The 26,813-nt window shown below is 45.1% G+C and carries 18 protein-coding genes and 1 pseudogene; 6 read left to right on the plus strand and 13 right to left on the minus strand.

Going from position 1 to position 26,813, the window contains the following annotated elements; genetic code table 11:
• The first annotated feature begins 29 nt into the window (after positions 1-29).
• Complete coding sequence (locus AC58CZ_RS05335; protein WP_494223831.1) at positions 30-1,904, plus strand: SurA N-terminal domain-containing protein; 1,875 nt, start codon at positions 30-32, stop codon at positions 1,902-1,904.
• Between the two features lie 184 nt (positions 1,905-2,088).
• Here AC58CZ_RS05335 and purH read toward each other — a convergent pair whose 3' ends face one another.
• From purH to mrcB, 6 genes are all read right to left on the minus strand, one after another.
• Positions 2,089-3,669, minus strand: coding sequence for a bifunctional phosphoribosylaminoimidazolecarboxamide formyltransferase/IMP cyclohydrolase (gene purH / locus AC58CZ_RS05340; protein WP_494223830.1), 1,581 nt, complete (start codon positions 3,667-3,669; stop codon positions 2,089-2,091).
• A gap of 149 nt (positions 3,670-3,818) precedes the next feature.
• A complete protein-coding gene (gene fis / locus AC58CZ_RS05345; protein WP_494223829.1) occupies positions 3,819-4,181 on the minus strand; it encodes a DNA-binding transcriptional regulator Fis in 363 nt (120 codons plus the stop codon).
• A 148-nt stretch (positions 4,182-4,329) separates the two neighbouring features.
• Complete coding sequence (locus AC58CZ_RS05350) at positions 4,330-5,586, minus strand: MJ0042-type zinc finger domain-containing protein (protein ID WP_494223828.1); 1,257 nt, start codon at positions 5,584-5,586, stop codon at positions 4,330-4,332.
• Positions 5,587-5,745: 159 nt separating this feature from the next.
• Positions 5,746-6,672 carry a 50S ribosomal protein L11 methyltransferase gene (prmA, locus tag AC58CZ_RS05355; protein ID WP_071003526.1) on the minus strand — a complete coding sequence of 309 codons (927 nt, stop codon included), beginning with the start codon at positions 6,670-6,672 and terminating at the stop codon, positions 5,746-5,748.
• A gap of 68 nt (positions 6,673-6,740) precedes the next feature.
• Positions 6,741-7,553 (minus strand): tetratricopeptide repeat protein, encoded by an 813-nt coding sequence (locus AC58CZ_RS05360; RefSeq protein ID WP_494223827.1) that lies wholly within the window; start codon positions 7,551-7,553, stop codon positions 6,741-6,743.
• Positions 7,554-7,599: 46 nt separating this feature from the next.
• On the minus strand, positions 7,600-10,104 hold the full coding sequence (gene mrcB / locus AC58CZ_RS05365; RefSeq protein ID WP_494223826.1) for a penicillin-binding protein 1B: 2,505 nt from the start codon (positions 10,102-10,104) through the stop codon (positions 7,600-7,602).
• Between the two features lie 437 nt (positions 10,105-10,541).
• On the opposite strand from mrcB, the gene AC58CZ_RS05370 reads away from it, so the two are divergent.
• On the plus strand, positions 10,542-13,340 hold the full coding sequence (locus AC58CZ_RS05370; protein WP_494223825.1) for a heavy metal translocating P-type ATPase metal-binding domain-containing protein: 2,799 nt from the start codon (positions 10,542-10,544) through the stop codon (positions 13,338-13,340).
• 98 nt (positions 13,341-13,438) lie between these two features.
• Here AC58CZ_RS05370 and AC58CZ_RS05375 read toward each other — a convergent pair whose 3' ends face one another.
• On the minus strand, positions 13,439-14,161 hold the full coding sequence (locus tag AC58CZ_RS05375) for a Bax inhibitor-1/YccA family membrane protein (protein WP_494223824.1): 723 nt from the start codon (positions 14,159-14,161) through the stop codon (positions 13,439-13,441).
• A gap of 272 nt (positions 14,162-14,433) precedes the next feature.
• Between AC58CZ_RS05375 and AC58CZ_RS05380 the strand changes: the two genes are divergently transcribed.
• Both AC58CZ_RS05380 and AC58CZ_RS05385 read left to right on the plus strand, forming a co-directional pair.
• Positions 14,434-15,438 carry an NAD(+) kinase gene (locus AC58CZ_RS05380; protein WP_494223823.1) on the plus strand — a complete coding sequence of 335 codons (1,005 nt, stop codon included), beginning with the start codon at positions 14,434-14,436 and terminating at the stop codon, positions 15,436-15,438.
• Between the two features lie 83 nt (positions 15,439-15,521).
• Positions 15,522-15,833 carry a YeaC family protein gene (locus tag AC58CZ_RS05385; RefSeq protein WP_423725548.1) on the plus strand — a complete coding sequence of 104 codons (312 nt, stop codon included), beginning with the start codon at positions 15,522-15,524 and terminating at the stop codon, positions 15,831-15,833.
• 81 nt (positions 15,834-15,914) lie between these two features.
• On the opposite strand, the gene AC58CZ_RS05390 is transcribed toward AC58CZ_RS05385, so the two are convergent.
• From AC58CZ_RS05390 to AC58CZ_RS05410, 5 genes and pseudogenes are all read right to left on the minus strand, one after another.
• Complete coding sequence (locus AC58CZ_RS05390; RefSeq protein ID WP_058024168.1) at positions 15,915-16,289, minus strand: HopJ type III effector protein; 375 nt, start codon at positions 16,287-16,289, stop codon at positions 15,915-15,917.
• Between the two features lie 164 nt (positions 16,290-16,453).
• A pseudogene (csrA, locus tag AC58CZ_RS05395) lies at positions 16,454-16,621 on the minus strand (carbon storage regulator CsrA); the annotation flags it as partial.
• 412 nt (positions 16,622-17,033) lie between these two features.
• Entirely contained in the window at positions 17,034-18,320 is a 1,287-nt protein-coding gene (locus tag AC58CZ_RS05400; RefSeq protein WP_058024167.1) for an aspartate kinase, read from the minus strand.
• 316 nt (positions 18,321-18,636) lie between these two features.
• On the minus strand, positions 18,637-21,309 hold the full coding sequence (alaS, locus tag AC58CZ_RS05405) for an alanine--tRNA ligase (RefSeq protein WP_494223822.1): 2,673 nt from the start codon (positions 21,307-21,309) through the stop codon (positions 18,637-18,639).
• Between the two features lie 146 nt (positions 21,310-21,455).
• Complete coding sequence (locus AC58CZ_RS05410; protein ID WP_494223821.1) at positions 21,456-23,123, minus strand: DUF389 domain-containing protein; 1,668 nt, start codon at positions 23,121-23,123, stop codon at positions 21,456-21,458.
• Between the two features lie 364 nt (positions 23,124-23,487).
• Between AC58CZ_RS05410 and AC58CZ_RS05415 the strand changes: the two genes are divergently transcribed.
• Positions 23,488-23,700 (plus strand): hypothetical protein, encoded by a 213-nt coding sequence (locus tag AC58CZ_RS05415; protein ID WP_058024164.1) that lies wholly within the window; start codon positions 23,488-23,490, stop codon positions 23,698-23,700.
• A 159-nt stretch (positions 23,701-23,859) separates the two neighbouring features.
• On the opposite strand, the gene AC58CZ_RS05420 is transcribed toward AC58CZ_RS05415, so the two are convergent.
• Positions 23,860-25,263, minus strand: a complete 1,404-nt coding sequence (locus tag AC58CZ_RS05420) for a L,D-transpeptidase family protein (protein WP_494223820.1) — start codon at positions 25,261-25,263, stop codon at positions 23,860-23,862.
• 341 nt (positions 25,264-25,604) lie between these two features.
• On the opposite strand from AC58CZ_RS05420, the gene prmB reads away from it, so the two are divergent.
• Complete coding sequence (prmB, locus tag AC58CZ_RS05425; RefSeq protein ID WP_494223819.1) at positions 25,605-26,780, plus strand: 50S ribosomal protein L3 N(5)-glutamine methyltransferase; 1,176 nt, start codon at positions 25,605-25,607, stop codon at positions 26,778-26,780.
• The last annotated feature ends 33 nt before the right edge of the window (positions 26,781-26,813 follow it).

Genomic DNA, 26,813 nt, shown 5'->3' on the forward strand with positions numbered 1-26,813 from the left:
CAATATAGGTTAATAAAGCAGAGATAACTATGGATAAATTGCGCGATTTCTTAAAAAGCTGGCCAGGTCGCATTTTATTGATTTTATGCCTATCGCCACTGGCTCTATTGGGTGTCGAAAGCTATTTTGGCGGCGGGGTTGATCCCAACCAAATCGCTCAGGTGGGTGAGGCAAGCGTAGGGTTGTCCGAGTATCAGACTGCCGTCAATAACCGTCGTAGCGAAATACTAGAGCAAGTTGATGATGCCAGTTTATTGAATGAAGACGTACTGCACGAGCAGGTACTAAAAGGTCTGATTGACCGTACATTACTAGAGCAGCAAGCAGGTAAGCTTGGTATGACAGTCTCTGATGACACGATCAATCGTTTGCTGCGTGAAGAAGAAATATTCAAAGATGCTGATGGAAACTTTTCTAACGATCAGTTTGCAAACTTTTTGCGTCAGCGTGGCATGACCAAAAATCAGTTGTTTGCAGAGTTTCGCAATCAGTTAAGCTTGGATCAATTGAATGCGAGCATCGTTGGTACAGCCGTCTATCCAATGCAGGCAGTTAGCCAATTGATCGACTTGCAACTAGAATCACGCAACGTCTGGGTACATCGTTTTGATTGGCAGGACTATGCTGATCAGGTCAAACTGAGCAAAAATGATATTCAAGCATATTATGATGCCAATAAAGACACGCTAAAAAGCGCGGCAATGGTCAACTTGGCTTATATTCAGCTTAGCCCGCAGACCATCAAAGTCGATGATGTGACAACAGAAGAGTTGCAGCAGCAGTACGAAGCGTATAAGCAAAGTCTGGCTGCTGATGATGAGCGTAGAGTGAGTCAAATACTGTTAACAGGTGATGATGCTAAGGCAAGAGCAGATAAAGTTAAAGCTCGCTTGGCTAAAGGTGAGTCTTTTGCTGCTGTGGCCAAAGCAGAATCGGATGATCCTTCAGGAGAAACAGGCGGTGACATTGGTCGCTTTAATCCGTCAGTATTTGGTGGTGACGCCGATGCTGTTGAAAAAGCACTAGAAGGCTTGAGCGTTGGAGATGTGACAGCCCCTATCAAGACCAGCTTTGGCTATCAGATATTCACAGTCACCGAAGATAATGGCAAAAAGATTCCAAGTCTCGAGAGTATGCGTGCAGAGCTGACGGCTAAGGCAAAAGAGTACAAGCGTCAAGAAATCTACGCGGATAAAGTAACCTCGATTAATGATTTGGCAGCAGATGGCTTTAGTATCGAAGATATTGCGCAGCAAGAGAATGTCACGCTAAAACGTATCAAAGATTATCGTAAAGAAAATAACAAATCAGTATTATCGCAACCAGCAGTGATCAAACAGGCCTTTGACGAATTTACGATTCAAGATCAGGCCGTGACGGCAGGTATAGAAGTTGGTAACGGTACGGTATGGGTACAACCAAGCAACTATCGTCCTACGACCACACTGAGCTTATCTAGTGCAACGCCAAGAATCACTCAGATATTGCGTCAGCAAAAAGCCACAGCCTTGGCGCTAAAAGAAGCGAAAGCTGTCGCTGCTGGTATCAAAACGCCAGCTGATATTGCTAAGCAGTCAGTAAGTTTGCAATCTTTGGGTGAGATCAATCGTCAAACAACGTTGCTAACTGATAAAGAGCGTGGATTGGCCTTTAGCAAGCAAGCTGCCAATGATGGCGTAGTCGCGCTCGCTAGTAAGACTGAAGCAGGTGCAACGCTATTGGTTGGTGATCGCATCAAGACTGAGCAGCAGTCACCACTATCTGATATGCAAAGAGCGCAAACGGCCAGCATCATTCGTGACAATTTAGGTCAAGATCAGCTGCAAGACTACTTAGATTATTTACGTATGGTCTATCAAGTTGAGATTAACGAAGCCAACATGGCAAATGCACAAGGGCGCTAAGCGTTCGCTGTATGGTTACTCTTAATTATTAAACGCAAAAAAGCCACTGTAGCGATGCAGTGGCTTTTTTATTGGGTAATACTTTAACTGTAGTGACCACGAATACGATAGAAGCTGAAAATTAGTTGCAGTAATAAATACAATTGCTGCGACTAATTCCAGTCTTAAACTAATAGATGATTGTTTAGTGGCGGAAATGACGCATGCCAGTGAATACCATCGCAATACCGTGCTCATTAGCGGCTGCAATGGTCTCATCATCACGCATAGAACCACCTGGCTGAATGATGGCTGAGATACCCACTTCAGCAGCATTATCGATGCCATCACGGAATGGGAAGAAGGCATCTGAGGCCATAACGGCACCTTCAGTGGCCAGCCCAGCATGCTCTGCTTTGATAGCAGCGATACGTGCTGAGTTAACGCGGCTCATTTGACCTGCACCAACACCGATAGTACGTTGACCTTTCGCATAAACAATGGCATTCGATTTGACGTATTTTGCCACGTTCCAGCTGAACAACAGATCTGCCACTTGCGCTTCAGTTGGTTGTACGTCAGTGACGACTTTTAGATCGTTTGCCGTAATCAAACCAAGGTCTTGCTCTTGTACGAGTAGGCCGCCATTGACGCGTTTGTAATCAAGCTGACTATCACGCTGATCTGGTGCTGGTAGTTCACCACATATTAATACGCGTACGTTTTTCTTAGTAGCAGTCGCTTCAAGTACACCCTCTTCAATGCTGGGTGCAATGATGACTTCTACAAATTGATTATCGATAATGGCTTTTGCAGTAGCAAGCGTCAGTGGACGGTTGAAGGCGATAATGCCGCCAAAAGATGACTCAGGATCGGTGCTAAAAGCAGTGCGATAAGCAGCTACTTGGTCATTATCTACCGCGACACCGCAAGGATTGGCATGCTTAACGATAACGCAAGCTGGTGCAGTAAAGGCTTTAACACACTCAAGGGCTGCGTCAGTATCAGCGATATTATTGTATGATAGCGCCTTACCTTGCAGTTGCTTAGCCGTTGCAATAGAAGCTTGCTGGCTTTTTAAAGGATGATTTTCAGTGTAGAAAGCAGCGTTTTGATGTGGGTTTTCGCCATAGCGAAGATCTTGCGCTTTTTCTAGCTGTACATTGAATGTACGTGGGAAGTTTTCTGGCTCTTGCGTCTCATTGACACGGCTGCCTAGGAAGTTGGCAATCATACCATCGTACTGCGCAGTATGCTCAAAGGCCTTCACTGCCAAATCGTAACGCAAGGCAGTGGTCAGTTCAGTACCACCGTTTAAAGCAGTCAGTACGCGGTCATAATCAGCAGGATCGGTCACGATGCCGACATGAGCGTGGTTCTTTGCGGCTGAGCGTACCATGGTAGGACCACCGATATCGATATTTTCGATAGCATCGTTCATCGTCACGTCAGCACGCGCAATCGTTTCAGCAAATGGATATAAATTCACAACAACCAAGTCAATACGCTCGATTGCGTGCTCATTCATGACAGCATCGTCTGTACCACGACGTCCCAAGATACCACCATGAATTTTAGGATGCAGGGTCTTAACACGGCCATCCATCATCTCAGGAAAGCCCGTATAGTCAGACACTTCCGTCACAGCGACATTATTTTCTGTAAGTAATCGATAGGTACCGCCAGTAGAGAGTAAGCCAAAACCTGCTTTAATAAGGCCTTGAGCAAACTCAACGATATTGGATTTATCAGAGACCGAGAGTAGGGCAAGTGGGGTTGTACTCATAAAAAATCTTCCATAAAAAAAGCCTGACGTAAACGTCTGGCAAGGTGATGATGGCAACAACGGTAGACTATATCGCGATAGATAAAGCCATGCACATTGAATTGCCATGCATGATGATTAGTAATAATGGGTGAGCACATATAGCAGTGCTACATTAAGTCGTAAGTTTTGAGTTTTTTGCGTAAAGTGCCACGATTGAGGCCTAAGATTTGTGCACACTTGGTTTGATTGCCGCGAGTTTTTTCTAGAACCACTGACAATAGAGGCTCTTCGACTTGCTTTAAGATAAGCTCGTACAAGTCGGTAGGCATCTCATCACCTAGCATAGCGAAATACTGGCGAACGACGCGCTCAACCTGTACACGTAAAGGCTGCTGTGCGCTACTCGCAGCACTTTCTAACGGGAACTCAACATCGTGAGCGACATGGTGATGATCTTCTTTATTATAGTCGGCAGGATGCTCAGAGCTCTTAGCAAAATGATGAGCATGATGCTGTGCATGAGGTGCCATAAGATAATATCCTTGAAATGAAAAAAGAGTCAAACCATAAGATGTCAGAATAATAGTATATCAAATTAATATCGTCTAGCGCTGACAGATTGACGGCTATCTTAAAGGCAGCGATATGTCAGGCTCATTCTATTGCTAAAAATAGCATTCAATAAAGTGGTGTCATCGTAATTTCGCGAATTTGTGCATTGTCAATGGGTATGGTAAATAGTAGTTGTCTGTTATTACTAGCAGCTAGCTGACTTGGCTTACCCAATAAATAGTCGTCAGGCGCTGCTATAAACTCTCCAATGAGGTTGTCTGTCCCATAAACACTGACTTTTATATTTGGATAGAGCTGTGCTTTTGTGCTTTGGTTGTTCAATATCGCGCTGATATCGCTAAATGTACCTGTGGTTTTAATTTGACTTGACCGATGACTTGGATTGGTAATAGTCAAAGCTGTCAGATCAGCGCTTGGTAAGCTACAAGCCGCAATAGAGCATACCGTTTGGAGGCGCTGCGCATTGGCAGGGTTTTTGACTAACGTCTCTAGGTTAAACATAACATACTGCGCGGCAAGTAATAGTGCTAATACTAAGCATCCAAGTATCCAGAGAATAGATGCAATTGAATGTGTTGTGGCTGTTGGCGCAAACTGTGCTTGCGCCTTGTTTGCACGTTCTGTAACAGAATTTTCTTCGTCCCTAAGAGGTATACCCATATCTATCAGTAGTTGTGATAAATCTGTGCTATCTACTGATTTGGCTTCGCGTTTATTTTGTTCCTCAAGAAGTGCTTCTAGCCATGAGTCATCAGCTGTGTCGTTGATGCTCGCATGAATGTCATTGGCAGCAGTTGAGCTCAGTACTTCTTGAGCCATTGATGAATGTTCTGTTGTAGTATGCTCGGTAGGGGATGCTACAAATTGCTCTTGGCTTTTATTATTGGTTTTAGAAAGTGTGTTTGTCGAGTTGTCAGTTGCCGTCGCAGAATTGGTATCGCTCACTTGCGTCAACCAAGCATCCATGCTGTCTAGTGAGTCGTATTCTACAATGCTGTCTTCTGGCTCATCGATATCCATATCATCATAGATTAAGTCATCATGAATCAATATATCAGCTGAACGTTTTTTATGGAGTGAGGACTTTGCAGTATTTGATATATTAGATGCTTGATTACGACTATTGGTGGAGCTTTCAGGTCGATTACTCAGCTTGGATTGCGCATTTTGATGTGATGTAGCAGTATGTTGAGTGGAGGAGCTGTTGGGGGTATCAGGGGTTACGATAAGGTGTTGATTGACCGAAAAACTTTTTTGGCACTGAGTACAGTTAATAGTAGCATTGGCTTTATTTAGTTGATTCTGTTGCACTTTAAAGCAAGCTTGGCAATGAGGGCACTGGGTTTTCATTGGGGTGGTCATAGGGTCGAATCCAAAAAAGTATGGTTATCTATACCGCTTAGCCACTCACCAACAGCTACCATGCTTTTTGAAATTCTATAAATCATGAGCAACGACAGAGTGGCGCCAAACCTGTGACGTTTGACTGCCCTCTATCGTAACAGATGTAATTAAATGTTGCTAGCTAGTAAATGTACCAGATAAACGCTGCCAATGCTGGTCCTCTTGCGCGGTAAAGGCATGCTTTGGATCGAGTGCAAAATAGGGTTGATAAGCTTCCATGACTTGTTCAGTCTGTGACTCGATTAAACCTGCCAATACGATGCGACCTTTCGATGCAATCAATGTCGAAAAGTAAGGTGCTAAGCCAATTAAGGGTTTGGCCAAAATATTGGCGACAATCACTTCTACAGGCAAAACATCATGTTGTGAGCAGTAATCTGTGAACTCTTCGGGCAAGAACGCTTGCAGACGGTCACCGACATGATTACGCACTGCATTTTGATTGGTTGCGAGTACAGCTTGTGGATCGATATCGACTGCATACACTTGGCGTGCACCTAATAATAGAGCGGCGATACCCAAGATGCCTGAGCCGCAGCCATAGTCGATGACCACTTTATCTGTCAGGTCTTGCTCTGTTAACCAGTCAAGACAAAGACGAGTCGTGGCATGATAGCCAGTACCGAAAGCTAAGCCTGGATCCATAATGATATTGGTCGCCTCTGGGTTGGGCGGTGTGAGCCAGTCTGGCACAATCCACAAGTCATTAGCGCATTCGATAGGATGGTAGTTACTCATCCATTCGCGCTCCCAATCCTTGTCATCAACAGCCGTTAGCCAGATACGAGTAGCCTGTACTTGTGCGGCAATTTCATGACTCAGCTGCTCAACTGCTTGACGGCTACCATCATCAGTGGTGGCATCAAATAGCCCTGTCAGTATGACTTCATCCCATAGCGGTGACTCACCGGGAAGTGGTTCAAACAAAGGCTGATCACCTGCATCATCTAAGGCAATAGCTAGTGCGCCAGCTTCTAATAAAAGCGCTTCAGCCAAATCGACGTTTGATTTTTCACATTGTAAATGCAGTTGTTGCCATGCCATAACGATAACCCTAAGCTAAAAAAAATAAATGTATGTTTTGGATAAATGATAACTGTAGTGAGCGGTTATTAGCGTAAAGCTCGTCTTGCTTCACTAACGACGCGTGAGTTACCTTGAGCTTGCCCTGATTGTAAAATGATTTGCCACAGCGCTCGTCTGCGACTGGCATTTTTAGAAACACTAAGGCCACGACGTGCCATCGCTTCTGCCTTACGAGGTTGGTTCTTTTTCAATGCCACTTGCGCCAGATAAAAATATACGGCAGACGACTTGGGGGCCAAGCGCTGTGCACGGGTAAAGCTGTTTTCAGCATTCGTTAATTGTCCTGATTTCAGTTGATTAACGCCTACCTGCATCAAGTTACGAAATGCAGGCAAGTTACTGTTATTACTTGCTGATTGTTGAGAGCGTTGCTGTGAGTTTTTTCTTGCCTGCTCTAGTAGATCATTGTGTGACGGTACGGCCGGCTCAGAGATGATATAGTCATTGCGCGATGGTATGGCAATACCCAGATTAGGCTCTGTCACCACTGGAGTAGGCGGCTCAAATACAGGCGTTTCTTGGGTCAATGGGTTCGGCGACTCGAGCTTTTCGGGTGGAGTATAAGGCTCAATAGGGTATTCGTTCTCATCATCTGCTTCAACGATGGGTGCCTGAGTCACAGTGGTGGTCGATGTCACTGGCGGCTGTGATGATGGGGTTGTTTGAATAGGCGTTGTTTTCATCGCAGCTGAGCTATCTGGCGCAGTCTGGCATGCGCTGAGGCTTAGCATACTACAAACAATGCCACCTACAACTAGAGTATTCACTGACGCAAATTTTTTCTGCCACCAAGACATTGTTTGTGTCACAGAGGCAGACTGCTGTAGAAATGAGACCATATTGAGACCTTTTTTAAATATCAGACGCTACATATTAAAAATAATGTTAAAACCATTCAATAGCACGGTCATACCATGTGTCAGCACGATTTTGACCTTCATTACTTTGTCCATTACTGTCTTCTGAATCACCAGCATCAACTGTTTCACCATTTGGGATATCTAAACCTTCGCGACGACGTTGGTCATTGATTGAACTCTGCTGATTTTGGAATTGCGATTGCTCACGAGCACGATCTTGTTGATACAAGCTAAGCGCGCAGCTACTGGCTTCCTCTGGTAAATGTGCTGACATGACAGGTAAGTAGCGAGCATTGGCACAACGTTCGTTAGACAGCTTGCCTGAGTTGTTCTCGAGCCACAACCATTCGATACCTTCTGGCTCTGGTAGCGCCACTGGAGTGAGTTTGAGGCGTTTCATATAATCGACCCAAACCGGTAGAGCACCAGTACCACCACTCAAGCCAATGGGCTTGTTGTCATCACGACCAACCCAAACAACACTGACGTAGTTGCCACTGTAGCCTGCAAACCAAGCATCACGGTAGTCGTTTGTCGTGCCCGTTTTGCCGGCGAGATTCAGATTGCTGCCAAGTGATTGAGCCCGTCTGGCGCTACCGTTTGACACCACTTGTTGTAGCGCATAGTTGGTCAAAAAGTTGGTCTCAGGTGGAATACTGCGCTGAGTATTGAGTCCGGTACGCTGCAAAATACGACCGCGATCATCAATAACCGTGCGAATACTATGAATAGGCGTGCGGAAACCGCCAGTCGCAAAGACTTGGTAAATACCTAACATGTCCATCGGGCTCAGATTGACAGACCCTAATAGCGCCGATGGGTATGCTGGTATTTCTTCTTTAACCCCCATGCGTTTTAGCTGTTTGGCAAAAGTATCAACCCCAAATTCCATACCTAAGCGTACCGCCGCTTGGTTATAAGATTGCGACAGTCCTGTGGTCAGTGGTACATAGCCATGATCACGGTTGTCATAATTCTTAGGACTCCAATCGGTACCATCATTCAGATTGACTGTGATAGGTGAGTCATCCACCGAGCTTGCTAAGTTATAACGACCACTCTCAAGCGCGGTCATATAAATGATTGGCTTCAATAAAGAGCCGACTTGACGCTTGGCATCGACAGCACGGTTAAAGCCCGTGAACTCACTGCCACTACCGACGACAGACACCAATTCGCCAGTTTCAGGGTTGGCACTGACGAGCGCGCCTTGTAAGTCTTTGGTTTTGCTACCGCTACGGCGCAGCTCGCCCAGTTTTCTATCAACCGCCTTATCTGCTGCCAACTGAGCAATAGGGTCTAGGGTACTAATGATGATTAGACCTTCATTTTTGAGATCATCAGAGTAATAGACATCATTGAGCTCACGTTTGACGATGTCCAAAAAGTCAGGGAACTGGCTCTTGCCCTCAGCAGGCTTGTCCACGATACCGAGCGGCTGTTTTAGGGCTTTGTCATAGTCTTCTTGACTTAGCGTGCCCATTGCGAGCATGTTACCAAGCACCACGTCACGACGAGCTTTTGAATCATTTGGATTACGACGTGGGTTGTAAATACTTGGGCCTTTTGCCATACCAACTAGCATGGCTTGCTGATCTATACGCAGCTCGTTAAGTGGTTTATCAAAATAGAACTGTGAGGCCAAACCAAAACCATTGATAGAGCGATTGCCGTTTTGACCCAGATAAATTTCGTTCAAATAAGTCTGTAAAATTTCATCTTTACTATAATGCAGCTCAAGCAGTACCGCCATCAACGCCTCATTGGCTTTGCGTTTGAGGGTGCGATCAGAGTTGAGGTAAAAGTTTTTGATCAGCTGCTGGGTGATGGTCGAGCCACCTTGTCTAGCACCACCAGTAAAGTTATTGATTACGGCACGGGCGATACCGCGTATCGAGACGCCTTTATGCTCATAAAACGCGCGATCCTCAGTGGCAATCAATGCATCAATCAGTGGCTGAGGCACGTCATCTAAAGAGACAACCATTCGATCTTCGTTACTGTCTGGATAGATACCACCGATACTCACTGGCTCTAGACGAATGATGCCACTTTTGGCAGGTAAGGTGCTTTGAATAGAGTCAACTTTATTGCCAGCAAGGGTCATTTTGATGACTTGCTCAGCATCTATATCGCTTGAGCTATAGGTAAAGCCGCGCGTATGGATAAAATAAGTATTACCCGATCTATGATAAGTGCCAGTACGATCATAAGACTTGTTGCTTTGATAATTAAGCAACTCTAGCCACGTTTTCATCGTATCTCTATCGATATTGGCACCCTGATATAGCTCAAGTGGCTGTGAGTACACTTTAGCTGGAATGTCCCAGCGCTTGCCTTCAAACTTATGGGTAATGGTGCGATCAAGCTTGACCAAATACAGTGCAAATAGCACCATGCCAGCGATGATGGTAATTAAGAGAAGACTACTAAATACCAAGCCGCGCTGCTGTGAAGGTAAGGCATTCATAGCAGGCTTAGATGATGGTGATAGCTTGGTATTTGGTAACTTAAAATTGGATTTTTGCACGGATGTCGCACCATTTTTGGATAAAAAACTGCCTCATAATGACGCAAATTGACAAATTTTTCAATCTATCATCGTTAGCGAGGGCATTCATTGGTATTAGACCATAAGCAATGGTACTGCCTAGGGTGATTGCTTGTAGTATAATCTCTACTAAAATACTGATACTTGTAATCAAGTATCAGCATCTTTCAATTGGGTTAATAAACGCCATGTAAGATAACAATCTATGATAAGTACCATGATGTATTTTGTATGAATCCGCCGTTGCTAGTTATTTGCTATTAGCCATTTGTTATCAATATTGTGCTACTAACAATAGTGATATTCATGTGATGAAAAGTGGCTCTGTTGCACGACGTACAGTACAGTCAATCAGAGCAAGTTTGCCTTAAATGAATGCATTTTGAGCAAGCCTGTCAAAGGAAGTAAGCGCGACTATGTCTAGTATCCCATCATCAGTATCATCTGCTACCAATCATCCTTATAAAGACAACTCCATCACTGATGGCTTGGTGCTACCCCTTGCTGATCACTGCTTCCATTGCGGTGATCCAGTGCCTCAGCCGCCGTTTCATACTGAGATTCTAGGCAAGTCGCGTGAGATGTGTTGTATGGGCTGTCAGCTGGCAGCTCAGAGCATCGTAGAGGCTGGTCTTGAGCAATATTATCTTGACCGTTCGGAGATTAACCGTACAGCAAGCTTACCGACCCAGCTGACGCGTCTTGAGGTATATGATCATGACGAGATAAAGTCGCAGTTCGTATATGCGCAAGATGGGCTGTCGGTGGCGGAGCTGTCTGTTAATAATTTGCGCTGTGCGGCCTGCACATGGTTGATTGAGTCGCGTCTCGATGAGCTAGAAGGCATTAGTAAGTGTCAGGTGAATTTGACCAACCAGCGTATGCGGGTCATTTGGCATGAAGATAAGTTACCGATTAGCCGCATTTTAGCGGTCATCAATGAGATTGGCTATGATGCCAAGCCTTATCGGCAAGATACCCATGAAGCCATGCTGGCGCGTCATAACAACCAAATGCTATTGCGTCTTGGTATCGCGGCACTCGGTTCAATGCAGGCAATGATGTATGCCGTTGCGCTTTATTTTGGTGAATATAGCGACATGTTGATATTTCAGCGTGACTTTTTGCGTTGGGTGTCTTTATTTGTTAGTACGCCTGTTTTCTTTTATGCCGGTATTCCTTTCTTTACCTCCGCATGGTCAGCGATTCGTGCGCGCCAGGTCAATATGGATGTGCCTGTTAGCCTTGCTTTGATTATCACATTCTTTGCCAGTCTATACGCCACAATCACTGGACAAGGGGAGACATACTATGACTCGGTTAGCATGTTTATTTTCTTTTTGCTGGCAGGACGCTATATCGAGCACAATGCCCGTCTAAAAGCCGCGACCATGGCCAATGATCTGGTCGTGGTAGAGCCTGTACTGGTACAAAAAGTGGCTGAAGATAAAACAGCGGCAGAGCGCATCTTGCAGCAGCTCAAAGACCATGAATCTCAGCAAAGTGACAACGCTGAAGGTGGGGCTCAACAGGCATCAGGTGCGACGGCAGACACCATGCCTAACTTTATGAAGGGTATGGATACCAACGTCTATCAGTTCACGTTACGTATTGCTCAAGATTGGCAGCAGTCACGTCATCAACAGAATGTGACAGCACAGTTAGCAGGTGATGCAGCATCAAAGCAAATGGTGACGGCGCATAGCTTGCAAGTGGGTGATATTATTTTGGTTGAAGCGGGTTCGGAGATTATCAGTGATGGTATTTTGTTAAGTCCTACTGCAACAGTCTCGCAAAGCCTACTGACAGGTGAGGGCGATTTGATTATCAAATCCCAAGGCGATTATATTGTCGGCGGCGCACAAAACGATAGCCAGCCGTTTGAGATGTTGGTGACGGCATTACCAAAAGACAGTCAAATAGGGCTGATTGATAGACTGATGAACCGCGCCATGAGCGAAAAGCCCAAACTTGCACAGCAAGCAGATAAACTGGCACGTTGGTTTGTGGCGCGTATCTTAGTGCTATCAGTTTTAGTGTTTGTTGGCTGGTATATCGTTGACCCAAGCCAAGCTATTTGGGCAACGGTGGCAGTATTGGTTGCTACTTGTCCGTGTGCACTATCGTTGGCGACGCCAATTGCTTTGACTGTCTCGACCAATCGTCTGGCAAGCTATGGTTTTTTGACGACGCGCGGGCATACGCTGCAAACATTGGCTGAAATTACACATGTTGCTTTTGATAAAACAGGTACGCTTACTTATGGGAAGCCAAATTTATTAAATATTGAGATAATCGAGCCAGTAAACCAGACTGATTCTGATAACTTAGCATCAACAACACAAAAAGATAAACTATTGGCAATCGCAGCTGCCCTAGAAGTAGGGAGTCGTCATCCGATTGCACACGCGCTGCTTACCGCTGCCTATCAGTTACATCTGCCACCGACGAGGGCCATGCAGCATTATCCCGCAGGCGGGGTGGAAGCCATGATTGATGGCATGGTATATCGCATTGGTCATGTGAATTTTGCGTTAGATAAAACCAGTGGCAGTGCCAATGAGGTCAATACGAACAATGATTTGAACATTGATTTGGTAGCTCAGCGTGCCAGCTCAGTGGTTGTCTTATCGAGCCAGAAACCTGATACAAAGGAATGGCAAGCACTTGCATGTTTTTATTTCAATGATAAAGTGCGAGACAGCACGCAGGCTATGCTTGATACACTAAAAGGGCTAGGCATTGAGTCTGTGATGTTGACGGGTGACCCAAGCCCGCAAGCGCTCGTGATGGCTGAGAATTTAGGGATACAGTCAGCTTATAATGGTCTATCACCGACTGATAAAGTCAATCATATTCAGCAGTTGCAATCTAAAGGCGCTGTCGTACTGATGGTGGGTGATGGCATCAATGATGCACCAGTGTTAGCAGCGGCTGATGTGTCCACCTCGATTGCTGGTGCCGCAGATTTGGCACAAGTATCTAGCGACAGCATTATTTTGAATGGACAGATCGAAGCCATCACTGCTGCCAAACGTATCTCTGATAAAACCGAACGTATTATCAAGCAAAACTTCCGCTGGGCCTTGGCTTATAATAGTATCGTGCTGATACCAGCGGCTTTAGGGTATGTACCACCTTGGCTTGCTGCCATCGGCATGTCACTTAGCTCATTGTTTGTGGTGTTAAACGCGCTACGCCTAAAACGGGCTTAGTTGAACTATAGCTCTCAAAGTTTGCCCATAAAAAACCGCCTGCAACTATCAATAGCTCAGGCGGTTTTTTTATACAGATTTACTATCGAATTATTTGATTAGTCTTGTAGATAGCTGAGCAGACGCATAAATTCGATATACATCCAGACTAGCGTGGCAAGAATACCAATGCTGAACAACCATTCGTAGTCTTCTGAGATACCCATAGCAACACCGCGATCGATATTGTCAAAATCCAATAACAGCGTAAAAGAAGCAATAACAATCACAAACAAGCTAAAGCCGATAGCGATAGCACCACCTTCAAACAAAAACGGCAAAGTTGAGCTAAATACTAAAGACAGTACCCACTGTGCTACATAAACTAGCATGATAGCGATAACGGCTGAGGTCACGATAGAACGGAACTTTTCAGTAACCTTTACCAAACCTGAGCGATACAGTCCTAGCATGACTGCTGCTGTGACGAAGGTCGCACACATTGCCGTGACTGGTACCGTTGGGTACATCCTCATAAAGAACAGTGAAATACCGCCCAAAAAGATACCTTCTAGCAAGGCATAAGGCACCGCCAACGTCTTTGCTTTTTGTGGCTTAAAGGTGATAAAAAGAGCAAGAACAAACGCAGCAATCATGCTACCAAAGGCCGCCATCGTAATAAAACCTTGCGATAAACCTGCCATAAGCGAATAAAAGAAAAAGCCCACACCAGTAATCGCTGATAACCCAAGTAACAGGCTGGTCTTTTGAATAACGCCTTTGACCGTCATTGGATTACCGCCGATCGCAAGTTCTGCGCGACTGACAATAGGATTGGCCATACATAAGTCCTTAATAATAAAATATAAAAATAGAGATGCTGCTACTTTAGCAAAACCGCCGTTATTGTCAACTGTGTTTGCGTGACAGCCGTTACAGCTCAACCTAGTAGTCTCAAAACCTAAGCAGACAAGCAAGCATGAGTAAGGCATCTGATATATTTTATATGGGGCCAGTTACGACAGTTAACAACGATAATTCATAAACATGCTAGTCTAAGCGCGCATTTATCGCTATTATTACCCTGTACTTCACCGTTATACCGAGTCGTTTTATGGAAAACTCAGCGCAGTCAGCAAGATTGCCACACTTACACGAGTCAGAGCTGTTCCACGCTATCAAAAATCCTGCTTTTAGGCGTATTGGTTTGATGGGCCGTGCTGGTAAACGCAGCGTCACGCGAAGTCTGGTACAGATTGCGCAAACCATCAATGAGATGAACTTGACGTTGATCATGGATGTACAAACAGCCAACTTACCAACGCTTAACCTCACAGAAATAGAAAGAGTCAAAATCGTTAAACGTGGCTTGATTGGTGAGATTTGTGATTTGGTCATCGTTGTTGGTGGTGATGGGTCGATATTGCATGCTGCTGAAGCATTGGCACGCTACCGTGTCCCAGTATTAGGGGTTAACCGTGGTCGTCTCGGGTTCTTGGCAGATGTAAAGCCCAACGAAGCGGCTTTTAAATTACGCCAAGTATTGATGGGCGATTATCAGCTGGATCATCGGTTTTTATTGACGATGGAGATAAGAGAAGGGCGCAAAATCATTCATGAAGACATGGCGCTAAACGACATCGTATTGCACGCTGGTAAATCGGTACATATGATCGATTTTCAGATGAAGATTGATGGACATGATGTTTATAGGCAGCATAGTGATGGCCTGATAGCAGCGACACCGACTGGTTCAACCGCTTATGCTCTATCTGGTGGTGGCCCCATCATCCATCCAAGTATGGATGCCATCTGTCTGGTGCCCATGCACCCACATACGTTATCTAGTCGCCCGATTGTTGTCAGTGGTAATAGTGAGGTCTGTATTCGTATTCACGAAGACAATCGCACGCAGCCGATGGTCAGCGCAGATGGCAAACCAAGCGTACCGCTTGAGCAAGAGCAGCGCTTATATATTCGTAAGCACCCTGATAAGCTCACTTTACTGCATCCGCCTGGATTTGACTTTTATGAAGCCTGTCGTACCAAGCTGCACTGGAACGTACATGCCGAAGAATTCAGTCTGGATGTCGATGATGATATTATAGATGTTGAATGAGTGTATCTATTAGAGCATGTTTTCAAATCGTCCAATAGCCATCAAAAAATATGATGAAAAAATAGTAGTGGAGAGTAGGCAAGATGGATAAACAAACAATACTAGCGAGTCTAACACCGGAAGTGGTTGATAAATTCCGCATGGCGATTGAGTTAGGTAAGTGGCCTGATGGTCGCAAAATTACCGCTGAGCAGCGAGAAACTTGCATGCAAGCAGTGATGGTATGGGAGCACGAGCACCTACCACCTGCTGAGCGTACGGGTTATATCCACAAACCAGTGAAAGAGAATGGCGCTATCGTTGGCGATGAATGTGACGTCGAGCACGAACATCATTATCCTAATATGCCGAACCCGAAAGGGGCGGTACAACCTGTAAAGTTTCGTAATAAATAGGACTATAAACAGCCAATAAAAAAGCCACGCTCATTAGCGTGGCTTTTTTTACTTTATTAATTATTCAATCACGACACATATTTAAATTGCAGTTGTGTCGACACTAGGACGAACCGTTAGCGGATTTTTTTGCATTAAAAATCCTTGCCAGCCCCAATGCAAAAAGTTGCGAATATTAGCATGGTCAGTACCGTTAGGCGTTGCTTGCACTTTGGCATAATGTTCGCCGAATAGCTTTAGCGTGTCCAGTTGATTCAAACCGTGATGCTTAGCGAACCCAAAAATCTTTGCACTACCTTCATTTTCGCCAGCTGCATTATGTACCATACCGTTGACAAATGGGGCAGGAGAATAGCGATAAAAATCATCGATAAAGCTGATGACATCATTGAATCCAATGGCTTTTTTATTCAAACCATTAAGTAGAGCCGATACATCTGATTGGCGGATACTCATAAATAAATGACCTCAGAGCAGTTTAAAAAATAAAAAATATAATGCTTATGTATGCTCATTAGTCGTTGAGCATTAAGTATTATAGATTAGCGATTGAAGTAGTCTTCGTCATCGAACGACGGCGAAAAATTGCCTTGCTCAAGATGTTGCATTTGCGACTGTACAGAGCGCTCATGCTGGATACGTTGATAAATCTCTTCGCGGTGTACGGCAATATCTTTAGGTGCATTCACACCGATACGTACTTGATTGCCCTTGACGCCCAATACCGTCACACTGACTTCATCGCCGATCATTAGCGTTTCGCCCACACGGCGTGTCAAAATTAACATGCGTCACACTCCTTATGTCGCATTAACAGATTATTACTCATCAGATTACTTCTCAATTGCAGAACATCACCGCAGCACTCAGTAAGTAATATATCAACAATTACCATACTCGACATTGTGCAAACCACGGCAATGATAGGTAGATTCATTTAGCCCAAATGAAAGCCCCATTATAGGTGGCATAACAGATACTGTCACGGTTTTTCACAAAACTATTAGGTAAATGCTCATTTCAACTATGCTAAAAAATAAAATAGGATCTAAAAAGATCCTATTTTATTTAAGTACTGTTTTTATTTGGAGGCTATTTGTTTAAACGAAACGCTATTTATTTACATACGATGCAAAGTTGTCAATAGCGGTTAATAGATAACCATCAATGCTAAAGCTGTATTTTAACAGTTTTTTGGCATTATAGCCCAGCGATTTTGCTCTCGCCGTCTTCACGGTCAAGACCAAAGGCAGTATGCAATGATTTGACCGCTTTTTCTAAGTGTTGGTCTTGAATCAAAACAGACACTTTGATTTCGCTGGTCGATATCATTTGGATATTGATATTGTTCTCAGCCAATGTTTGGAACATGAGGCTGGCAACCCCTGCGTGTGAGCGCATACCAACACCAACTAGTGAGACTTTGACCACTTCGCTGTTGCCTGATATTTCTTTGGCACCAATCTCGTCTTTGACTTCCTCGTTAAGCACTTTTAGCGTCTTGTCCAAGTCAGTACGATTGACGGTGAAAGTAAAGTCAGTGGTACCATTATCCGAAAGGTTTTGGACAATCATATCGATTTCGATATTGGCGCGGCCAATTGGGCTTAAGATAGCAGAGGCGATACCAGGATGATCGGGTACACCGCGCACTAAGATTTTTGCTTCGTCTCGGTTGAATGCGATACCTGAGATGATTGCCTGTTCCATATTGTCTCCTTCGTCTATCGTAATTAGGGTGCCCACGTTGTTTTGAAACTCTTGGTCAAAGCTACCGTCAGTGTTTTCATCAAAGCTAGATAGGACGCGTAGGGGTACGCCGTATTTGCCAGCGAATTCTACTGAGCGAATCTGTAGGATTTTGGAGCCAAGACTTGCCATCTCAAGCATTTCTTCAAAGGTGATTTTTTCAAGCTTTTTGGCTTTTGAGGTCACGCGAGGGTCAGTGGTATAAACGCCATCGACATCAGTATAAATTTGACATTCATCAGCACCCAAAGCCGCTGCAATCGCAACGCCTGTCGTATCAGAACCGCCGCGCCCCAATGTGGTTGCATTGCCTTCTTCATCAATACCTTGAAAGCCTGCCACAATGACGATATTGCCGGCATCTAGCTGCTCGCGTATGTTTTTATCATCGATGCTTTCGATACGGGCTTTATTATGGGCGTTATCGGTTTTGATCGCAACTTGACGACCAGTCATTGAACGCGCACCAATACCAAGCTCTTTTATCGCCATCGCGAGTAGTGAGATAGAAACCTGCTCACCGGTTGAGACCATCTGATCGTATTCACGTGGGTCAGGGTTGTTACTGATTTGGCGTGCTAGATCAATCAAACGGTTGGTTTCGCCGCTCATGGCTGAGACCACGACCACGACTTGATGACCATTGTCATGCCAGCGTTTGACGCGTTTGGCGACGTTTTTGATGCGGTCGATACTGCCCATCGAGGTGCCGCCGTATTTCTGTACTATTAACGCCATAAAAATCTACCTATTATTCATTAATGACCTTTTATTATCATGGATCAGTCTCAATGCGACACGTGTCCATGCGTGTATAGATAAAGCCAGATTGTAAGAGTTATGCCCTATATGTGTCTTTCGTTTATTGGTACTGCATCAACTGTCATGAATGAGCAATATTGTCAAACGTTGACCTTTATACCATATCTACCGCATAACTTTAAGTATCAGTACCGCTTAGATGTATGGCGATTGGTTATAGTTGCTATAACCAATCACGTATCTTATACCCAGTAAACCAGAGTAAGGCGCTGAGTTACTGGGCTTTTTATGATTAGCTAAGCTGGGTTTCAATCCAAGCAGGTAGGGCATTGATGACCGCAGTACTGTTATCAGACTTTGGTGCGCCGCCCTGTGCGTAGTCAGGTTTACCGCCACCTTTACCACCAAGCTCACTGGCTAAATGACGAATGATATCACCCGCTTTGATTTTAGCAGTAACAGATTTTGCGACACTCGCGGCTAGTGCTAATTGGTCATCTTTATCACCAATCAATACAATCACACTATCAGGCAGTTTTGATTTGATATCATCCATCAGCGTGCGGATGGATTTACCATCGATACCGCTTAAGGTGCTGAGAAGTACGGGCGTATCTGCAATAGTCTGCACATCATCGAGTAAGTTGGCTGCTTGAGCGCTGGCGATTTTTTGCTCTAAGCGCTCAAGCTGTTTTTCAAGCTCACGTTGCTTATCTGCCATGGTACGCACACGCTGGGCAACTTCAGGACGTTTGACCTTTAGCTGGCTTGCCAACTCGCTTAGTTGCTGCTCGCTTTGCTGAATGTTTTTGACCGCGTTCATGCCCGTGACGGCTTCAATACGGCGAATCCCCGCAGCGATACCTGACTCGCTGGTGATTTTTAGCATACCGATATCACCAGTGCGCTGTACATGTAAACCGCCGCAAAGCTCGATAGAGAAAGGCTTGCGCTGACCATCGACGATACGATCTGTACCCATGGTTAGTACGCGAACGTCAGTGCCGTACTTTTCGCCAAATAATGCCATCGCGCCTTGATTCATGGCTTCATCAATCGACATGTGTTCAATACGAGCAGGAGTGTTGGCTTGTATTTGCTCATTGACGAGACGCTCTACTCGCATGATTTCAGCAGCACTGACAGGCTTGTCATAAGCAAAGTCAAAACGCAGTACGTCGCTTGAGACTAATGAGCCTTTCTGCGTGACTTCATCACCCAAGACTTCTCTTAGCGCTGCATGTAATAGGTGAGTGGCAGAGTGGTTTTTGGCACTGGCGGCACGGATACTTGAGAGTACTTTGGCGTCAGCTATTTGTTTGGGGTTGATATCACCCATGGTCACCACACCATAATGAATAATGGCTTGACCTGATTTTTTGGTATCTTGTACTTCAAAGACACCTGATTCGGTACGGATTTCACCAAGCTCACCCACTTGACCGCCGCCTTCGGCGTAAAATGGCGTACGATCAAGTACCACAACGCCTTCTGTGCCTTCAGTTAAGCTATCTGCTGGGTTGCCATCTTGGTAAAGCGCGTCGATGGTCACGTCTTCTTCTTCAAGCTGCTCATAACCAACAAAGACGGTTGGCGTCTCGACTTGGATGACGCTGCTGTAATCGACATCGAACTTACCTGCATCACGAGCACGTTCACGTTGTGCTTGCATGTGCTCATCAAACTCCGCTTCATCGATGACAATACCGCGCTCACGCGTGATATCCGCGGTCAAATCGATCGGGAAGCCATAGGTGTCGTAGAGTTTAAAGGCCGCTTCGCCAGATAGCGTATCGCCATCTTTTAGACCTTCAAGCTCGCTGGCAAGCAAACGCAGACCTTGTGCCAATGTTTTGGCAAACTGCGCTTCTTCTTTTTGAATCGCATTTTCGATCACGTTTTGTTTTTCTACTAGCTCTGGATAAGCACTGCCCATTTCAGCCACGAGTGGCTCAACCATTTTATAGAAAAACTCACTATCAGCGCCAAGCTTGTTGCCATGACGTACCGCACGGCGAATGATACGGCGCAATACATAGCCACGACCTTCATTACTCGGCGTGACGCCATCAGCAATCAAAAAGGCCACAGCACGGATATGGTCAGCGATGACTTTTAGTGAAGACTGCTGTTCATTGTCAATCTCTAAGATCTCAGCTGCCGCATCCATTAAATGGGTAAACAGATCGATCTCATAGTTACCATGGACGCCTTGCATGATAGCGCTAATACGCTCAAGCCCCATGCCAGTATCGACACTGGGCGCAGGTAGCGGCAATAGCGTGCCGTCTTTTTGGCGATTGAACTGCATAAAGACGCAGTTCCAAATCTCGATGTAGCGATCGCCATCTTCTTCTGGCGTACCGGGCAAGCCGCCTTCGATCTCAGCGCCATGGTCATAAAACACTTCGGTGCAAGGGCCACAAGGACCGGTGTCGCCCATGGTCCAAAAATTGTCTGAGGCGTACGGTGCCCCTTTGTTATCACCGATACGAATGATGCGCTCACTTGGCAGACCAATGGTTTTGTGCCAAATGTCAAAGGCTTCGTCATCAGTCTCATAAATGGTGACATACAGACGATCTTTATCAATCGCGAGCCACTGATCTGAGGTCAAAAACTCCCAGATATACTCGATACCTGCTTGCTTGAAGTAATCGCCAAACGAGAAGTTACCAAGCATCTCAAAAAACGTATGATGGCGGGCAGTGTAGCCAACATTGTCCAAGTCATTGTGCTTACCACCAGCACGGACACATTTCTGCGAGGTCACAGCACGTGTGTAGTCACGTGGCTCCATGCCCAAAAAGGTTTCTTTAAACTGATTCATGCCGGCATTGGTGAATAACAATGTCGGATCATTATGCGGAATCAAGCTAGACGATGAAACTTGAGTGTGCTGCTTGCTTATAAAAAAATCGATAAAGGCTTGGCGAATATCGGCTGAGCGAAATGGCTGGCTCACAGCGGCTCCTTACTGACGGATAGAATTGAGTAAATGACATAAAATAATTTTGCAAGCGATTTTAGCACAAACGCCTAAGCTCTTGGTACAAGAGTTACAACTGCTCGTTATAGTCCATTCATGATTTGCCGCTCATATAGGGTGCATCATGGTGAATTGGTCAAAATTGCCGCATCAGTCTCATCAAGCTTGTCTTTGATTAATGGATCAGACTCAATGACCTGCACTGGCAAGTAGCGCAATTGCAATTTAATAGGCAAGTATTTGGGGAAGTTTTCTGCCATATCTTTGGTAATCACATCCTCGATCTGCTGTACATCTTGTGAATTTGGACTGGTCTCACCGCGTACCACGGCACGAATGATTTGAAACGCATTATTCTTATCAAATTGTATGTTGGTTAGTACGTTACCTTGATCGATAAAATGTTCATTAATTGCTTCTTTGACATTGTTTTCAAAGGTCTGCTGCTTGGCATTGCTATTGAGGTTTAGAGTAAGATAAATGCCCAAGCCGACCAGTAACAATAGTGTGACGGCATTTCGACGGAAAAATATCAAATAGGTGCCCGATTCATAATCATCATCGACCAAGCGCCTGAAGCCTAAAAACCACAGTACCATGGCATTAGTAAACTGAATGGCAATGATGTTGGTCAGGGCCAATAAGGCAGCACCTAGCCCCATCTGTATCTCGCCATTGGCAAATAAAATGCCACTGGCCGCGAGTGGCGGCACCAAGGCGGTGGCTACAGCAACCCCAACAACGGCGACGGACAGGTGCGGAGACACCATCGCATATGCACCAGCCGTACCGCCAGCCAGTGCAATCATCAAGTCCATAGACGTGGGCTGGGTACGAGACAAAATCTCATTGGTCAGCGGTTGACCTTGATGCAATAGACCCACCACAAAGCCGACCAATATCACCAAAAATACCCCCGCTAACACGGTGAGCAACGACTTACGCAACAGTGGCATACGGTAGTCAATAATCGCTAGGGCGACACCTGTAATCGGACCGAGCATCATGGCGACCAACATCGCGCCAATAACCACTGCGGCTGAATTGGTCACCAAGCCATAACTGGCAATAATGGCTGATAGCGTATTCATTACAAAGTACATTTTACTTGGTAGGGCGTTCGCCTCAATGGTTACGCGGACTTCGGGATAGTCTATCTTTTGATCGCTAAACTGCTCGGCAACGAATTGCTTGTAGGATTCTAGCTTGGCTTCTTTCTCCTCTTTGACGGCCTCTTCCTCTTCTTTTTTCTCGTTGTTATCGTCTTCTATCTCTTCTTCATTTGATTTGGCAGGCATGGACGGTATCAGATCAGAGTCTTCTGCCTCTTCGATGGCAGGATCATTCGCATGAATACTGTGATCAATGGCGATAGGCTCGACCGGTTGACTGACATGATTATTAGGTGCTTCAGAATCAGCATTGGAATTAGACTTAGCATCTAACGTTTCCTGCGCCATCTCTGACTGAGTTTGGGAGTCCTTAATCTGGTCTTCTGATGACACACTGGCTTGCGTTTGTGAGGCCGATTCAGTCAATTCAGTATCAGTTGTATCTACTGTGGCAATGACCACATCAGGTTCTGGTGAGGTGATGACAACTTTTGGTTCGGCGGCCTGCGCTTCTTCACTTCCTGCCCTTTTATGCTCGTCAGAATGCTGCGCATCATCGCTCGCGCCGTTGATATTTTTGTCAGAGTCGGATGTATTCTCTGTGATATCGTCGGTTTTGCGTACCATTGTGGCGGCATCTGGTTTTTTCGGTTCTAACGTATTATCAGAAGAGGTCATAGCAATTGTGCTTTATTAGTCAGATGAAATAAAACCATTATTGTAATGAAAAATCAGCGACAAGCTGTCTTTTTTTTGTGCAAAAGCAAAGTGCTAGACATGACATTGGGCAAAATAGAAAGAGGTATCTTAGTAAGGGTATGATCGAGGGGCTGAATGTAAAGTGGAATCGGAGTAAAAATTTATAGGAAATGAGTATTAATGAAGATAGCGAAATATGAGTGAGAAATACCCTTATATTAACATGGGTTTTAGAATAAGTCAGCCAAAATGTATGAGGCTGGCGTCTATATTAAATACTTACCTTTAGTAGGGATATGGCGTATAAAGTAACTATACCCACACATAAAGTAAGGATTAAGTCATGAACTGGCCATTATTTGCTGTCATTTACATCATAGCAGGCACTGTCACCACAGGGATTGTCATCATCGGTACGCTCATTATGGGTTTCGATGAGATCGCGCATATGCAAATAGCGGTCGCAGTGGGTGCAGCGGCGTCTATTCCCATCACCATGTTCTTTGCCAAAAAAATCGGCAGCATCACTGGTAACGAAGATGGTCATAAAGTATAACGGATGATCAGATCTTGGCTTGATGCTCAGATGATGTTGGTTTTAGTAGTAAAAACGCTAAAGCGTCGCCAAACGTAAAAAAGACCTCAATAGTGAGGTCTTTTTTGGTAGTAAGTGCTGACTTGATAATAAATGCTGATAGCGATATAGGTTAAAGCGTTATTTAAGCTCAACGGTTGCGCCATTTTCGATATTGGCATAAACCTCAAGCACATCCCAGTTGGTCAAGCGGATACAGCCATGTGAGGCTTGGCGACTGATACCTTCAGGTTTTGGTGAGCCATGTAGGCCATATGACGGTTTAGATAAGCCCATCCATACCACACCGACTGGATTGTTTGGTCCTGGTGGCAACATATGCACTTTTTTCTGAGCGCCTTCACCGACTGTGGCTTTATACCACGGCATTTTGACTTTATTGACAATCTTATAAGTACCATGTGGTGACGGCGTGTCATCACTACCAACGGTCGTTGGGTAAGTCGCTACCAGTTGGTTACCATCATAAGCATATAACGTTTTATCAGCTTTGTTAGCGACCACGCGGTTGATTCGCTTGTTTAACGCACCACGGGTATTCAGTACAGTGATGGTCTCACCAGCTTTGTATTCTTTGTTCTTATTGAGTTTATCCAAGTAGCGCACATCCATATGGAAGCGCTCACCAAGCATCTCTTTGATATCTTGATAATACAGCCCTTTCATTTTTGACTTGGCTTCTGCGCCAGCAGGTGTGGTCGCAAAATTGGTATTGATATCATCATCAGTCAACGTATAAGTGACGAGCACAGGCTTGGTCGCAGGAATGTTCTTAACCAAGGCATCCCACGTTTTTTGATCCATTTTGCCAGTCGTTGGCAGGCCTTTCATTGCTTGGAAGTTAGTAAGGGCCTTTTTACTGTTCATCCCCCAGCCACCATCGATAGGACCAGGGGAGGCATGGTTCCAATCGAGCAACGCTTGCATTTTGATCGTCATGGCTGAGTTGACTTTCATGTTAGGCGACCAGACAGCGTTATTGACTTGTTGCGCGTAATTTGACAAGTTTAATGTGGTATATCTCTTACCATCTTTGTCTTCGATATTTTTGATGGTTGGATCATCACTGAAGTCTTGACGCTTTTCACTCTCCGGTAACTCAAAGGCGAGTGGATCAGATGAGTCGATAGAGGAGACATCGCTGGGTGCAGCGACCGCTTGGCCTTCGCTGATATCATCAGTGCTATCAGATTGCTCATCTTTGAGGGTCAACTCAGCAGCGCTCATGTTGTCAGCAGCAGGTGCTGGCGTGCTATTTTGATCGTCTTGCTTAGTGTTGATCAGCTGGTTCATGCTATCAACGGGTTCTGCGTTCTCTGTATTTAACTGTACAGTAGCAGCACCATCTGAGCGACTACGATTTTCTTGCACATTAAGGCTCACCTTTTGAGCAAGGCCTGGCATGGCGTTTGCCGTTCTTACTGGCAATGTGCGAGTATTATCGGCAGTGGCGGCAAGTGCGCCAACGCTGGCACTCATGGCAGCGATAGATATAGCAGTAATAATAGGCTTTATTTTCATCATATTGAATCACTTGTGGTTGCTACTAATGCGGCTATTATGCGCATAATTTGGTTGCTTCGCAAACTTTTGGTCTATCTTTTTGCATTTAGAGTGGGTTAAACGTCAACTGCTGACGTATTCGCTACAGTTGAGTAATATTTTAGCCAAAATGTGTACGGCGACAGGCAGGCTGCTTACGCAAACTCCTCATTATTTTCACTATTTTTTGTTTTAGTAAAAACGACAGTGATTGGCGCTATTTGGCGTTTACGTCTATAATGTATGATTAATTTTTTCATTAATAGATCGATTGTTAGCAAAAAGCCATTTAACCCGCTAATAGTTAATCCATAAGGTGCGATATGTCAGAAGACCAAACAATGAGTGCAGAAGAGTTTCAAAACCAATACTTCAGTGATGATGAGTCTAAGGGCTTAGAAGGTGAGATGGAGTATGATCTAGAAACTGGACTTCTTGGTGAGGATGGCGAACTTGCTAACTTACATGCCGAGTTAGAAGAAGCACGCGAGCAGCTAGTGAGTATTCGCGACTTTATTCGTTTTTCCGTCACACAATTGCGTAACTATGATGTGGTTGTCGCGCAAGGCACGACCGATGAGTTTGCAGAAGCCTCAGCCATTGTGTTGCATTCGTTGTCTTTAGATTGGTCAGCCAATGAGCAAATTTTAGACTGCCGTTTGACCACGTCAGAGAAGCAGGCAGTGCTAGGACTATTAGAAGAGCGCATCGCTGAACGTAAGCCGCTGAGCTATCTGATTAACTTGTCATACTTCTGTGATTTGCCTTTTTATGTGGATGAGCGCGTGCTTATCCCGCGCTCGCCAATCGCAGAGTTGATTCGTCAGCAGTTCCATCCGTATTTTGATGTGACTGAACTCGCCAAACCACTGGGTGTCAGCCCGAACGAAAAGTCAGCGGTATTTTATGATCATGGCTTGGATGTGAAGCAGTTGTCGCAGCCTGAGCGTATCTTAGACTTGTGTACTGGCTCTGGTTGTATCGCAATCGCGCTTGCTACCCGTTTCGTTGATGCCTTGGTCGATGCTGTCGATATCGATAAAGGCGCGCTGGACGTGGCAATGGTCAATGTCGATCATCATGACCTTGGCCATCAAGTGAACGTAATCGAGTCTGATTTGTTTGCCAAGATACCTGCTGAGAACCAGTATGAGCTTATCGTCACCAATCCACCGTATGTCGATGCGGCTATCATGGCAGATTTGCCACCTGAGTTTTTATATGAGCCTGAGCATGCATTAGCCGCGGGTCAAGACGGCTTGGATTTGGTACATCGTATTTTATTTGAAGCGTCAGATTACCTTAGCCCAGATGGTTTGCTGGTCTGTGAAGTGGGCGACAGCGAATGGGCATTAAAGCAAGCCTATCCTGAGATTCAGTTTGATTGGTTGAAGTTTGCACATGGCGGACATGGGGTTTTTGCGATTACTTATGATGAATTGGTAGCCAATCGTCAACTGTTTGCCGCTTATGTTCAGCTATTAGATAGCATGCAATAGCTGAGTGTGGGTCACAAAATCGATCATATAAAA

It is taken from the genome of Psychrobacter sp. CR212, from assembly GCF_059693765.1.

What these genes read in the sequence shown, in the direction of transcription:
- AC58CZ_RS05335 (WP_494223831.1), top strand. Translation starts at nt 30, where the DNA reads ATGGATAAATTGCGCGATTTCTTAAAAAGCTGGCCAGGTCGCATTTTA.
- purH (WP_494223830.1), bottom strand. Translation starts at nt 3,669, where the DNA reads ATGAGTACAACCCCACTTGCCCTACTCTCGGTCTCTGATAAATCCAAT.
- fis (WP_494223829.1), bottom strand. Translation starts at nt 4,181, where the DNA reads ATGGCACCTCATGCACAGCATCATGCTCATCATTTTGCTAAGAGCTCT.
- AC58CZ_RS05350 (WP_494223828.1), bottom strand. Translation starts at nt 5,586, where the DNA reads ATGACCACCCCAATGAAAACCCAGTGCCCTCATTGCCAAGCTTGCTTT.
- prmA (WP_071003526.1), bottom strand. Translation starts at nt 6,672, where the DNA reads ATGGCATGGCAACAACTGCATTTACAATGTGAAAAATCAAACGTCGAT.
- AC58CZ_RS05360 (WP_494223827.1), bottom strand. Translation starts at nt 7,553, where the DNA reads ATGGTCTCATTTCTACAGCAGTCTGCCTCTGTGACACAAACAATGTCT.
- AC58CZ_RS05370 (WP_494223825.1), top strand. Translation starts at nt 10,542, where the DNA reads ATGTCTAGTATCCCATCATCAGTATCATCTGCTACCAATCATCCTTAT.
- AC58CZ_RS05375 (WP_494223824.1), bottom strand. Translation starts at nt 14,161, where the DNA reads ATGGCCAATCCTATTGTCAGTCGCGCAGAACTTGCGATCGGCGGTAAT.
- AC58CZ_RS05380 (WP_494223823.1), top strand. Translation starts at nt 14,434, where the DNA reads ATGGAAAACTCAGCGCAGTCAGCAAGATTGCCACACTTACACGAGTCA.
- AC58CZ_RS05385 (WP_423725548.1), top strand. Translation starts at nt 15,522, where the DNA reads ATGGATAAACAAACAATACTAGCGAGTCTAACACCGGAAGTGGTTGAT.
- AC58CZ_RS05390 (WP_058024168.1), bottom strand. Translation starts at nt 16,289, where the DNA reads ATGAGTATCCGCCAATCAGATGTATCGGCTCTACTTAATGGTTTGAAT.
- AC58CZ_RS05400 (WP_058024167.1), bottom strand. Translation starts at nt 18,320, where the DNA reads ATGGCGTTAATAGTACAGAAATACGGCGGCACCTCGATGGGCAGTATC.
- AC58CZ_RS05410 (WP_494223821.1), bottom strand. Translation starts at nt 23,123, where the DNA reads ATGACCTCTTCTGATAATACGTTAGAACCGAAAAAACCAGATGCCGCC.
- AC58CZ_RS05415 (WP_058024164.1), top strand. Translation starts at nt 23,488, where the DNA reads ATGAACTGGCCATTATTTGCTGTCATTTACATCATAGCAGGCACTGTC.
- AC58CZ_RS05420 (WP_494223820.1), bottom strand. Translation starts at nt 25,263, where the DNA reads ATGATGAAAATAAAGCCTATTATTACTGCTATATCTATCGCTGCCATG.
- prmB (WP_494223819.1), top strand. Translation starts at nt 25,605, where the DNA reads ATGTCAGAAGACCAAACAATGAGTGCAGAAGAGTTTCAAAACCAATAC.